This window comes from Pseudomonas sp. MEJ108, assembly GCF_030208985.1.
GTDB classification, from domain to species: Bacteria; Pseudomonadota; Gammaproteobacteria; order Pseudomonadales; family Pseudomonadaceae; genus Aquipseudomonas; species Aquipseudomonas fragariae.
Genome location: NZ_JARVSW010000010.1, coordinates 23,239 through 35,720, shown reverse-complemented (window position 1 = coordinate 35,720; position 12,482 = coordinate 23,239). Strand labels below are relative to the sequence as shown.

Here is a 12,482-nt window from a genome sequence, read left to right as displayed (position 1 = left end):
ACTTCGAAAAGACCGCATGTCCCCTCTGACCTCATCACCCACAAAAAAGATCGACGAAAAAAGCCCTGACTCAACTCGGGCAGGGCTTAAAGTATAACGTCCAGACGTAAAACAGCCTATCGAACGTCGTCATTCTGCATCGATGACGCTGCCACACTAACCCAGGTCGTTCTCATAATCCTTCAGGAACTCTTCCCAGCTTATTTCGTCATTGCCATCCGAATTTATCTTGGCAAGCAAGACGTCAAAATCTTCCGGAGTCAGATACTTTTCCATCGTTAAACGAAACTCTGCGACGGTTACTTTTTTATCGCCATTCGTATCGTAGCGGTAGAAGTCTTCGCGCACTCGCGCCAACTGCTTATCCGTAAGCGTGGCCATCACTCACTCCCTCACTTGAATAAAACAGCACGTAAAGCCACGAAAGTAAACGGTGCTGCGTGAAGCCACGTTAGACTCGCGACCCTCGCAACGCTACTGACAGATCTGAGAGTTGACTTACATTGTGAGGTGTGAAAGGGCAAACGCTATCTGATCAGCTTAGCCCAGGCCTTTGCAGCACCGGGCTATGCTTTTTTACATCAAGCCTGCGCGTCTGCCGCCGCTTCCGCTGGCGAGACGATACTGGTCTTCATGCCACGCGAACGGCCCGAGCTCAGATACGCCGCAATGGACTCTTGCGTCACTTCACCCAGGAACACGTTCTCGGCGTCCAGCACCGGCAGCCAGGCGCGGTTGAACTCGTACATGCGCGACAGCAGGATGCGCAAGTGCTCGTCGTAAGCGGCAGTGGCGTTGAATTCACGCAGGAACTGCGCGCACGTGCCCTGCTGGCGATGCAGGTCACGACGACGCACATAGCCCATCGCCTTGTTCTCGCTGTCGGTGACAACGATATAGCGACGGTCGTTTTCGTCCATCACTTCCAGAGCGTCGGCAACCGGGGTTTCCGGGCTGACCGACGGCGCGTTGTCGGCGGCGTCTTCGGCCTTGACCAGCAGCAGGCGCTTGAGGGTGCTGTCCTGACCGACGAAGCTGCTGACGAAGTCGTCAGCCGGATGCGCGAGCAGGGTGTCCGGGTGATCGATCTGCAGCAGTTTGCCGCCACGGAAAATCGCGATCTTGTCACCCAGTTTGATGGCTTCGTCAATGTCGTGGCTGACCATGATCACGGTCTTGTTCAGCGCGCGCTGCATCTCGAAGAACTCGTTCTGGATCATCTCGCGGTTGATCGGGTCGACCGCGCCGAACGGTTCATCCATCAACAGCAAGGGAGCGTCGGCGGCCAGCGCACGGATCACGCCGATGCGCTGCTGCTGACCACCGGACAGTTCACGCGGGTAGCGATGCAGGTACTGCTTGGGCTCCAGCTTGATCATGCTCATCAGCTCACGAGCACGATCATGGCAACGCTGCTTGTCCCAGCCGAGCAGCTTGGGCACGACCACGATGTTTTCTTCGATGGTCATGTTCGGGAACAGACCGATCTGCTGAATCACGTAGCCGATGTTGCGACGCAGGGTCACTTCGTCCAGGCCCGTGGTGTCTTCGCCATTGATCAGCACTTTGCCGGAGGTCGGCATGATCAGGCGGTTGATCATTTTCAGCGTGGTGCTCTTGCCGCAGCCCGACGGGCCGAGGAAGACGCAGATTTCGCCTTCGTTGACCGTGAGGCTGACCGAATCGACAGCCTTCACTTCTTTGCCGTTGCTCTGGAAAGTCTTGGAGAGGTTCTGGAGTTCGATCATTTCAGTAATCCTTTTGGAGTCAGCGTGCGTTGCAGCCATTGCAGGAGCAGGTCGGCGATGATGGCCAGAATGCTGACCAGGACCGCGCCGACGATCAGCATCGACATATCGCTGCGGCTGATTGAAGCGAGAATGAGTACACCCAGGCCACCGGCGCCGATGGTCGCGGCGATGGTCATGACACCGATATTCATCACCACGGCAGTGCGCACACCGGCGAGGATCACAGGCACGGCGATGGGCAGTTCGACCATGCGCAGACGCTGGCCGAAGGTCATGCCGATGCCTTTGGCGGCTTCGCGAATACCCGGTTCTACCCCGGTCAGCGCCAGATAGGTGTTACGCATGATCGGCAGCAGCGAGTAGAGGAACACCGCGGTAATCGCCGGCATCGGGCCAAGGCCCTGGCCGAATTTGGAATAGAACGGCAGCAGCAGGCCGAACAGGGCAATCGACGGCACGGTCAGCAGCACCGTGGCGCTGGCCTGCAAGGGGCCCGCCAGCGCTGGAAAACGCGTCATCAACACGCCCAGCGGCACACCGACGACAATCGCCAGGGTCACGGCGATGCCGACCAGCGTGATGTGCTGCCAGGTCAGTTGCAGGACCTGTGCCCAGTCCAGATGGGAGAAGGCGCTCAAGAAACTCATATCGTCTCCTTCCTTAGTTCAATGGATGCTGGCGCAGAAAATCTGCGGCAACAACGGATGGGCTTTCATGGCCGACGTCGACGCGAGCGTTGAGGTCGATCATGGTCTGGTTGTCCAGCAGGTCAGCCAGCGGCTTGAGCAGCGTGGCGATGTCCGGATGCTTATCCAGATATTCCTGACGGATCACCGGCGCCGCGGTGTAGTCCGGGAAGTAGTGCTTGTCGTCTTCCAGCACTTTCAGTTTGAAAGCATTCAGACGACCGTCGGTGGTGTACACCAGACCGGCAAAAACCTGACCGTTGCGCAACGCGGTGTAGACCAGCCCGGCGTCCATCTGCCGGGTGTTTTCACGACCGAGATTCATGTCGTAGTGCTTGACCATGCCGATCAGCCCGTCGGAACGGTTGGCAAACTCGGTGTCCAGCGCTACGACATGACCCTCTTTGGCTTCGTCCTTGAGCACTTTGGTCAGGTCGGTCATGGTGTTGACCTGCGGGTACTTGTCAGCCACTTTTTGCGGCAGTGCCAGCGCGTAGGTGTTGTTGAACTTCGACGGAGAAAGCCAGACCAGGCCTTTCTTCGCATCCACTTCTTTCACCCGCGCATAGGTCTGGGCGCTGTCGAGTTTTTCATCGATATGGTTGTAGGCCACCAGCGACACACCGGTGTATTCCCACAGCAGATCCAGCTGACCGCTTTCCTGAGCGCTGCGCGCCAGGTTGCTGCCAAGACCGCCGGTAATCTGCACGTCGTAGTTCTTGGTCCGCAGGTATTGCGCAGTCAGTTCGGCAAGCATGGTCTGTTCGGTGAACACCCGTGCGCCGACACGTAACAGCGGCTTTTCCGCAGCCTGGGCCAATGCCGGAAACAGCAAGGCAAAGCCTAAAAACAAGCATATTCTTTTCATGAGGATTCCTTCGCTCAGCGAGCCAGTCCGCGTTCCAGCCAAAGACGACTGGCCAGTGTCACCAGACCATCGAGCAGCAGCGCCAGCAGAGCGGTACACGCCGCACCCAGCACCAGTTGCGGCTGGTTGTTCAAGGCAATGCCCGGGAAAATCAGGCTGCCAAGGCTGTTGGCACCGATGAGAAACGCCAGCGGCGCGGTCCCGACATTGATCGCCAGCGCGACACGCACACCGCCGATAATGATCGGTACGGCATTGGGCAACTCGACACGCCACAGCACCTGGCGCGGGGTCATGCCGATACCGACGGCAGCTTCCTTGAGTGAACCCTGGACGTTTTTCAGGCCCTCGTAGGTGTTACGCACGATAGGCAACAGAGAGGCGAGGAACAGCGCGAAGATCGCCGGCCCGCTGCCGATCCCGAGAATCCCGAGGGCAATGGCCAGAACGGCGAGAGGAGGAACGGTGTTGCCAATGTTGAATATCTGCATGAAGCGTTCGGCGCGGCCAACCATGCTTGGTCGGCTGAGGGCAATGCCTGCAGGGATGCCGACCACCAGGGCCGCCAACATCGAAACCAGAACCAGAATCAGGTGAGCCTGAAGGTAGAACAGCAGGTCATCCTGGTATTGCTTGATAGTACTGATGCCGATCCAGTGGATCAGCAGGGCCAGGAGTGCGATCGTAACCGCACCTCCCAATAGCCCCTTGCCATAGCGATTTGCCACAGGCGGACTCCTTATTTCAGTCGGCGAACGCGTTGACCTGGACGTCCGGAAAGGACGCCGGCAATAACGTTCGCGAAGAGCAGCGGGTGGGTCGCCGGTAAGGGTTTAACCTCGGCGAAAACACAAGCCATAAGCGCAGCTTCGTCAAACCAACATGCTGATGAATCAGCCCCTTGCGTTGGCTTCGTTGCGAGCCTTGACGGGGGAGTGGACGTCTCCACGACCTGAAAGGTTCCCACACGAGACATTATCTGGCCATCGTTTATTGTCTGAACGGTTCGGTTATTGCCGCGAGTTGAGCTATAATCTGCGCCCTTTTTCAATCCCATCCCAGGCGATTTCCCATGACCCAACAGGCCGCCGAAGTCGCGAAACGCCGCACTTTCGCCATTATTTCCCACCCGGATGCGGGTAAAACCACCATCACGGAAAAACTCCTGCTGATGGGCAAGGCCATTTCCGTCGCCGGTACGGTCAAGTCGCGTAAATCCGACCGTCACGCCACCTCCGACTGGATGGAAATGGAGAAACAGCGTGGTATCTCCATTACCACGTCCGTGATGCAGTTTCCGTATCGCGACCACATGATCAACCTGCTCGACACCCCGGGCCACGAAGACTTCTCCGAAGACACCTACCGCACCCTGACGGCGGTCGACTCGGCCTTGATGGTCCTCGACGGCGGTAAAGGCGTCGAGCCACGCACCATCGCGCTGATGGATGTCTGCCGTCTGCGCGACACGCCTATCGTCAGCTTCATCAACAAGCTCGACCGCGATATCCGCGACCCGATCGAGCTGCTCGATGAAATCGAAGCGGTCCTCAAGATCAAGGCGGCGCCGATCACCTGGCCGATCGGTTGCTACCGGGACTTCAAGGGTGTCTATCACCTGGCCGACGACTACATCATTGTCTACACCGCAGGCCACGGCCACGAGCGTACCGAAACCAAAATCATCGAGAAGCTCGATTCTGACGAAGCCCGCGCCCACCTGGGCGATGAATACGAGCGCTTCGTCGAGCAACTGGAGCTGGTACAGGGCGCCTGCCACGAATTCAACCAGCAGGAATTTATCGACGGTCAGCTGACCCCGGTGTTCTTCGGTACCGCGCTGGGCAACTTTGGTGTCGATCATGTACTCGATGCCGTGGTGAACTGGGCGCCCAAGCCGTTGGCACGTGTGGCCAACGAACGCACCGTCGAGCCGGCGGAGGAGAAATTCAGCGGTTTCGTGTTCAAGATCCAGGCGAACATGGACCCCAAGCACCGCGACCGCATCGCCTTCATGCGTATCTGCTCGGGCCGTTACGACAAGGGCATGAAAATGCGCCATGTGCGCCTGGGCAAGGACGTACGGATCGGCGACGCGCTGACGTTCTTCTCGTCGGAGCGCGAGCAGCTGGAAGAAGCCTACGCCGGCGACATCATCGGCTTGCACAACCACGGCACCATCCAGATCGGCGATACCTTTACCGAAGGCGAAGCGCTGGGCTTCACCGGTATTCCGCACTTCGCCCCGGAGCTGTTTCGTCGCGTCCGCCTGAAGGACCCGCTCAAATCCAAGCAACTGCGTCAGGGTCTGCAACAGCTGGCCGAAGAAGGCGCCACACAGGTGTTCTTCCCGCAGCGTAGCAACGACATCATCCTCGGCGCCGTCGGTGTGCTGCAGTTCGATGTGGTCGCCAGCCGCCTCAAGGAAGAATACAAGGTCGAATGCGCCTACGAGCCTATCACTGTGTGGTCAGCGCGCTGGATCGACTGCGACGACAAGAAGAAGCTCGAAGAGTTTGAGAACAAGGCGGTGGAAAACCTGGCAGTGGACGGCGGTGGTCACCTGACCTACCTCGCCCCTACCCGCGTGAACCTGGCGCTGATGGAAGAACGCTGGCCCGACGTGAAATTCCGCGCCACCCGCGAGCACCACTGACCGGCCGATGGCGTCGCTGGGTGACGCGGAGCGTCACGAACGGCATTCCCACGCGGGAGCGTGAGGAACGATAGGTCTGTAACTATCGTGCCGATGCTCCGCGTCGAGCGTGAGGAATGATAAGCGTCCGAGAGAACATCTATCGTGCCGACGCTCCGCGTCGAGCGTGAGGAATGATAAGCGTCCGAGAGAACACCTATCGTGCCGACGCTCCGCGTCGGCATGCAGTTCTGGACGCTCTGCGTCCTGCCCCGAACTTGCGGCGCGGCGCAGATCTGTGACGCAGAGCGTCACAAACGGCATTCCCACGCTGGAGCGTGAGGAACGATGGGTGTCTGAGAGAACACCTATCGTGCCGACGCTCCGCGTCGGCATGCAGTTCTGGACGCTCTGCGTCCTGCCCAGAACTTGCGGCGCGGCGCAGATCTGTGACGCGGAGCGTCACCCACGGCATTCCCACGCTGGACCGTAAGGAACGGTGGGCGTGTCCGAAAGTACGCTCCGTATCCTCTTCTGGCTGGCATTCGCTGATCTGGATCAACCATTCAGCGCAAAATGAGAATTAATCTCAATAGAGCCTTGCTATTATCCCGATAAGAATTATTCTCATCTGACTTGCACAGGAGATGAGACATGACCTATTTGATCGATGCATGGCTGGACAGACCCCACCCTTACCTGAGAATTCTCCATCGCGAGACAGGGGAAGTGTGTGCCGTACTGGAAGAGGAAGCGCTGGAGGAGTTACGCGATCAGGGCGATCTGGATGTGTGCAGCTTGAGTTCCAGCGAGCCATTGGTGCTCAAGGAGCTGGTGAGAAACCTGTTTCTGTTCTGCTACGCGCGGGCGTTGCGCCCCATGGGTGAGTTGCACTGAGCATGAAGCATCAGCACAACTGCGTCGCTGAACGAATCGGCGCGATTCGCTCAGCGACCATCTGCATCGACCGCGTCGCTTACAGAACGTCCAGCAGTTCCACGTCAAACACCAGCACGCTGTGCGGTGCGATGCTGCCTACGCCCTGAGCGCCGTAAGCCAGTTCGCTCGGCACGTGCAGACGCCATTTGCTGCCGGCGTTCATCAGTTGCAGCGCCTCGGTCCAGCCGGCAATCACGCCGCTGACCGGAAATTCGGCCGGCTCGCCACGATCGTAGGAGCTGTCGAAGACGTTACCGTCGATCAACGTGCCGTGGTAGTGAACGCGTACCTGGTCTTCACGGGTTGGCTTGGCGCCAGTACCAGCGGTCACGACTTCGAATTGCAGACCCGAAGCCAGCGTGGTCACGCCTTCGCGCTTGGCGTTTTCAGCCAGGTAGGCCTTGCCGGCGCCCGCAGCCTGCTCAGCCTTGGCGGCTGCTTCAGCCTGCATGATTTCGCGGATGACCTTGAAGCTGGCGGACATTTCTTCCTGACCGACACGGCTTGGCTGACCGCCAAACGCATCGCGCAGGCCTGCCACGATGGCTTCCAGATCGACGCCCGGTGGCGGGTTGTCGCGCAACTGATCGCCCAACTGACGGCCAATGCCGTAGCTGACGCGGGTTTCGTCGGTGGACAGATTGACTTCGGACATGACACTGCTCCGCATGGGGGCATACAGTCAGTGAGCGGTTGAGGCCTGATGGCCATCACTTCGACACTCGCTGATACACCCCGGACAAAAGGCCGAGCAGCCTAGCACAACAGACCGGAAACGTCCTACAGCAGCGGTGGCTAACTTCTGACGATCAGGACCATGAAGAATGAAACGAGATCGGCAGGCGCATTTCGGAACGGTCATTGACCGGCATGCCGCACAGCTCATCATGGACCACGCAATGGACCAGGTAAAAAGGCACCACCGGTATGTCCTTGAGCAACTCCCGGGCATGCTCTACCGAGCGAAGGTGCAGCGTTTTACCCGCCGGGTCCTTGAGCATCACCGAAGTGCCATTCATGCGCACATCCAGCAGATAGATGCCGCCTTCGATGGAGATCAGGTTCAGCTCATCGACCCGCCCGGCCTGGGCGTGGTCGGTAAATTCCTGATAATTCATGATCGAACCTCCTGCGCAAATGCCTGATGCATCGGAACGGACGTTTTACAACACACAGCGCCGACATGCCAGAAACGATAACGCCCGCCCCTGTCATTTCGTGTCGCTTCAGTGCTTGGTGACCTTGTCCAGATAGCCCATCGCAAACGCCGATATCACGAACGTCATGTGGATAATCACGTACCACATCAGGTATTCGGGCTTGATGTTGGTGGCGTCCATGAACACCCGCAACAGGTGGATGGAAGAAATCGCGACAATCGATGCTGCAACTTTCATCTTCAGCGAAGACGAATCCATAGTGCCCAGCCAGTTGAGCTTTTCCTTGTCCTCGTCGATGTCCAACTGCGACACGAAGTTCTCGTAGCCGGAGATCATCACCATCACCAGCAAGCCACCGACCAGCGCCATGTCGATCAGCGACAACAACACCAGAATCAGGTCAGCTTCGGCCAGCGAGAAGATGTTGGGAATGACGTGAAAGATTTCCTGGAAAAACTTCAGACACAACGCCAACAGACCAAGGGAGAGGCCGAAATAGATCGGCGCCAGCAGCCAGCGCGATGCGTACATGGCATTTTCAAAAAAACGTTCCATTGATACTCGCAAGGTGTTTTAAAGGAGCGGGCGAGTATATCAGCGGTAATGCGCCGCTCTGAGCGTGCGACAAAATATCGCACAGCGGCAGTTAGCGCACTTGAGGAAACGGGTTAAGGGTTAAAGGCTAGAACAGCGACGAACTCTGACAGACAGTCCTGTCGCTATCGATACGGCGCAATTCAGCCTGAATGTGCAGCGTCCAGATAGGCACGTCATCGGCGCATTGATAACCATGCAACGACAGGCTTTCAATAACGCTGGTGAGCACCGTTTGCGCTGCGGGCAGGCCTTTGAAAGGCCCCTGGGACTTGATTGCGGAAGGCTGTTCTTCGGCCATACCGGCGGCGAAGAACACCATCCACTGTCCGTTGTCATGAGGAAGAGGCCGGATGACACACTCGATGCGGGTCATCAGCCCCATACATTCTCGGGTAAGGCAAAGGCTACGCGGCATGATGCGCTCCTGTTCAGCAACAGTATTCATCCGTCCCATGAAGCAGAATGCACGCCAATCTCTTTGGCCACTGCGATCACCTCAAGACTAGAAGAAAACCACCCGGCGAGAAACCATCTCTGATGAACGGAGCACCGGACGGTTTGGCACCGCCCGGTTCCTGCGCAGTCAGACCTTGAGTTCAGGCTGCAACTGCGCAGGCTCCTTTTCCAGCTCTTCCTTGAGGTCTTCGTCGCTGAGCATCTCTGCGATATCGCGCAGACGCTCCACGACACGCGCATTGACGCTGCCCTCAGGGAATTCGCCATGCTCGTCGGGCGCACCGGCAGGTTCGCCCACCAGCAGGCTCAGCGCCTCATCGGCCTGACGTACTGCGTAGATGTGGAATTGCCCGGCACGAACAGCCTGTACCACACGCTCATCCAGCATCAGCGTGGTGACGTTGGCGTGCGGAATGATCGCCCCCTGCTCACCGGTCAGCCCACGTGCTTCGCAGAGGCGGAAGAAGCCCTCGATCTTTTCATTGACCCCGCCCACCGCCTGAACTTCGCCAAACTGGTTGATCGAGCCGGTAATCGCGAAGCACTGCTTGAGTGGCGTGCGTGACAGCGCCGAGATCAGCGTGCAGACCTCGCCCAGCGACGCACTGTCGCCATCTACGTAACCGTAGGACTGCTCAAGGGCGATACTCGCGGAAATCGCCAGCGGGAATTCCTGGGCATAACGGCTGCCGAGGTAGCCGGTAAGGATCATCACGCCTTTGGAGTGGATCGGCTGGCCAAGGTTGACCTCGCGCTCGATGTCGACGATCCCGCTGCCGCCCGGGTAAACCGTGGCGGAAATCCGCGCGGGCACGCCGAAGGCCGAGTCACCAACCTCCAGAACCGTCAGGCCGTTGCACTTGCCGACTGCCGCGCCGTCAGTGTCGATCAGGATCACGCCAGCCATCATGTCATCGAGAATCCGCGCCGAAACGCGCCCGGTACGGGTGGCCTTGGCCTTGAGCGCACGCTCGATATGCCCGGCGTCGGTCTTGTCGTCGTTGGCCAGCTGGCGGATGAAATCGGCCTCGCTGACCAGCTGGAACAGGTCACCGATACGCGCCGACAAACGCCCCTGATGCTCGGCCAAGCGGGCGCTGTAAGTCGCCAGCCGTGCCACTGCGTCAGCGGTCAGAGGTGCCATGCCCTCCTCCGAGGTCCGGGTCTTGAGCAACTGAGCGAACTGCTCGAGCGTTTCATCGACCATCGGAATCTCTTCATCGAAGTCGACCAGCACCCGGAACATCTCCTGGAAGTCAGGATCGAGGTCTTGCAGGGTGTAGTACAGCGAACGCGAACCGATGATGATGATTTTTACGTTCCACGGAATCACTTGCGGCGTCAGGCTCACGGTGGCAACACGGCCGAGCTCGCCCAGCGGCGACTCCATCTTCAGCTTGCGCGATTGCAGGGTACGCTTGAGCGCATCCCAGACGAACGGCTCGCCGAGCATCTTCTCGGCTTCCAGGATCAGGAAACCGCCGTTGGCGCGATGCAGCGCGCCAGGGCGCAGTTGCCGGTAGGTGGTGTACAGCGCGCCCTGATCGGTGCTGTATTCGATGCGCCCGAATAGGTTGTCATAGGTCGGGTGTTGTTCGAAAACCACCGGCGCACCGCCATCACGGGTATTCCCGACCACCAGACTCGGGCTGTACTGCTCTTCCAGCAGCTTGCGCGCCTGGGCATCGGTCTTGGCATCATCGACCAACTGCTCGACCAGCGTCTTGAGCAGGTACACCTGCATGGCCTGCAGGTAGGCGCAGACCGCAGCGTTCTCGGCGTATTTTTCCGAGAGCGGTGCCAGCAAGGGTTGCAGGGTCAGGGTGATGGTTTCTTCATTCAACTGACGCAGCTGATTGTTGGACTCGCGCTTCCACTGCGGCAGGCTGGCCAGCTCTTCGTTGAGACGCTCCTCGAGCGCGGAGATATCTTCGTGAAAACGCTCGCGATCCGCTTCGGGCAGCTGCGAAAACTCGGCCTCGTCCAGCGCCTTGCCGTCGGCCATCGGCGTGAACGCGATGTTGGAGCTGTCGCGATACAGCGCGATGTCTTTCTCCAGCGACAGGCGCTCGATGACATCAAGAGCACGGTCGTAGCGCTGATTGAACGCACGGTCGATCGAGCTTTTCTTCTGCTGATACGAGGGGTGCTCGAAAACCGCCGGGAAGGTCACCAGCAGGTTGTCGATCAGACCGCCGATGTCGGCGGTGAACTCATGAGCAGTACCTGGTGGCAGCTCCAGCGCCTTGGGTTCGCGGGGCTCGTCGAAGTTGTTGACGTAGACCCAGTCCGACGGCGTCTGCATCCGCTTGCCTTCGGCCTTGAGGTAGCGTTTGACGAACGAAAAGCGCCCGGTGCCGGGCTCGCCCATGACAAACACGTTGTAACCGGGGCGCGGCATGGCAACGCCGAACTGCAGGGCCTCTACGGCTCTCTCCTGGCCAAGGACACCGCGAAAGGGTTCGAGCTCGTGGGTGGTCGCAAAGCTGAACTGCTCAGCGGAAAACGGACGGGTCAGCGCGTTGGGCGCCAGGCGTAGGTTGGCTGCGACAGAATCGGGCATCAGTAATCCTTACATCAGGCGGGGCAGATGTCGGCATTCTGGCGCTCGCTGTACACGACTTGCAAGGCAGGAAAGAGTCGAAAAGCATTTGCGTGTCTGCCGCCAGGAGCCGCGTCCTGAAAAAAGCCGTTTTCAGGTAATAATCTGTAATCACTCACGGAACCCTTGGAACGTGCCTAAACTCCAAACTGAACAGGTGGTTGCTGGCTGGCCATCTGTCTTGATGTAACGACTCAAGAAACTCGACCCTTGGCTGAACTAAAAAGAGAAAAAGCTATGAAACGGATTCTTCTTGGAACGCTCTTCGCCGCTGTATCGATCAACGCTATGGCTCAAGCACCAGGCGGCCCTGACTGCGGTTGGGGCAACATGCTGTTTGAAGGTCAACGCGGTACTCCAGCTCACTTCCTGGCTTCGACCACCAACGGTACTTCGGGTAACGCCACCTTCGGCATGACCTCCGGCACCAACGGCTGCTCCACCAACGGCGCACTGACCTATGGCGGTAAATCCTGGCTTGCCATGAACGGCATGATGGATGAACTCTCCAAGGACATGGCCATGGGTCAGGGCGAAGCACTGACGACCTACGCTGTGGTACTGGGCGTTGCACCGGAAGACCGCGAGCACTTCGCCGCCGTCACCCACGAGCACTTCTCGCAAATCTTCAGCAAGGCCGACGCCACTGCCGAAGACGTCCACACCAACACTGTGAATGTTCTGAAAAACGATCCGACTCTGGCCAAGTACGCTACCCAGGCTTAAAGTCGCTCGCCCGCCCTTTCTTCGCAAAGGGCGGGATCCCCTTTTCTGATTAGTTGCCCTCT

The 12,482-nt window shown here is 58.6% G+C and carries 13 protein-coding genes; 3 read left to right on the top strand and 10 right to left on the bottom strand.

Annotation, left to right across the window (positions count from 1 at the left end; translation table 11 throughout):
- Window positions 1-156: 156 nt before the first annotated feature.
- From QRN50_RS05480 to QRN50_RS05460, 5 genes are all read right to left on the bottom strand, one after another.
- On the bottom strand, window positions 157-381 hold the full coding sequence (locus QRN50_RS05480; RefSeq protein ID WP_054092375.1) for an EF-hand domain-containing protein: 225 nt from the start codon (window positions 379-381) through the stop codon (window positions 157-159).
- 200 nt (window positions 382-581) lie between these two features.
- A complete protein-coding gene (locus QRN50_RS05475) occupies window positions 582-1,748 on the bottom strand; it encodes an osmoprotectant ABC transporter ATP-binding protein OsmV (protein ID WP_011268919.1) in 1,167 nt (388 codons plus the stop codon).
- Window positions 1,745-2,398: an ABC transporter permease gene (locus QRN50_RS05470; RefSeq protein WP_003400010.1), complete on the bottom strand. Its 654-nt coding sequence runs from the start codon at window positions 2,396-2,398 to the stop codon at window positions 1,745-1,747. Before QRN50_RS05470 ends, QRN50_RS05475 begins: the two co-directional genes overlap by 4 nt.
- 13 nt (window positions 2,399-2,411) lie before the next feature.
- A complete protein-coding gene (locus QRN50_RS05465) occupies window positions 2,412-3,305 on the bottom strand; it encodes a glycine betaine ABC transporter substrate-binding protein (protein ID WP_011268920.1) in 894 nt (297 codons plus the stop codon).
- Window positions 3,306-3,319: 14 nt separating this feature from the next.
- Window positions 3,320-4,033, bottom strand: a complete 714-nt coding sequence (locus tag QRN50_RS05460) for an ABC transporter permease (RefSeq protein WP_003400006.1) — start codon at window positions 4,031-4,033, stop codon at window positions 3,320-3,322.
- Between the two features lie 344 nt (window positions 4,034-4,377).
- On the opposite strand from QRN50_RS05460, the gene QRN50_RS05455 reads away from it, so the two are divergent.
- Both QRN50_RS05455 and QRN50_RS05450 read left to right on the top strand, forming a co-directional pair.
- Window positions 4,378-5,961: a peptide chain release factor 3 gene (locus QRN50_RS05455; RefSeq protein ID WP_003396266.1), complete on the top strand. Its 1,584-nt coding sequence runs from the start codon at window positions 4,378-4,380 to the stop codon at window positions 5,959-5,961.
- Between the two features lie 633 nt (window positions 5,962-6,594).
- Entirely contained in the window at window positions 6,595-6,837 is a 243-nt protein-coding gene (locus QRN50_RS05450) for a PA4570 family protein (RefSeq protein ID WP_002555214.1), read from the top strand.
- A gap of 79 nt (window positions 6,838-6,916) precedes the next feature.
- Here QRN50_RS05450 and bamJ read toward each other — a convergent pair whose 3' ends face one another.
- The 5 genes from bamJ to QRN50_RS05425 form a co-directional block, all read right to left on the bottom strand.
- Window positions 6,917-7,534, bottom strand: coding sequence for a BamJ family beta-barrel-assembly machinery protein (gene bamJ, locus QRN50_RS05445; RefSeq protein WP_003419060.1), 618 nt, complete (start codon window positions 7,532-7,534; stop codon window positions 6,917-6,919).
- Between the two features lie 154 nt (window positions 7,535-7,688).
- Complete coding sequence (locus QRN50_RS05440; protein WP_003400001.1) at window positions 7,689-7,997, bottom strand: DUF6482 family protein; 309 nt, start codon at window positions 7,995-7,997, stop codon at window positions 7,689-7,691.
- Between the two features lie 108 nt (window positions 7,998-8,105).
- On the bottom strand, window positions 8,106-8,594 hold the full coding sequence (locus QRN50_RS05435; RefSeq protein WP_003313787.1) for a TIGR00645 family protein: 489 nt from the start codon (window positions 8,592-8,594) through the stop codon (window positions 8,106-8,108).
- Window positions 8,595-8,721: 127 nt separating this feature from the next.
- Window positions 8,722-9,051: a PA4575 family protein gene (locus tag QRN50_RS05430; protein ID WP_032607618.1), complete on the bottom strand. Its 330-nt coding sequence runs from the start codon at window positions 9,049-9,051 to the stop codon at window positions 8,722-8,724.
- 168 nt (window positions 9,052-9,219) lie between these two features.
- Window positions 9,220-11,655, bottom strand: a complete 2,436-nt coding sequence (locus tag QRN50_RS05425; protein ID WP_011268923.1) for a Lon protease family protein — start codon at window positions 11,653-11,655, stop codon at window positions 9,220-9,222.
- A gap of 276 nt (window positions 11,656-11,931) precedes the next feature.
- On the opposite strand from QRN50_RS05425, the gene QRN50_RS05420 reads away from it, so the two are divergent.
- Window positions 11,932-12,420, top strand: coding sequence for a DUF3015 domain-containing protein (locus QRN50_RS05420; protein WP_002555221.1), 489 nt, complete (start codon window positions 11,932-11,934; stop codon window positions 12,418-12,420).
- Window positions 12,421-12,482 lie beyond the last annotated feature (62 nt).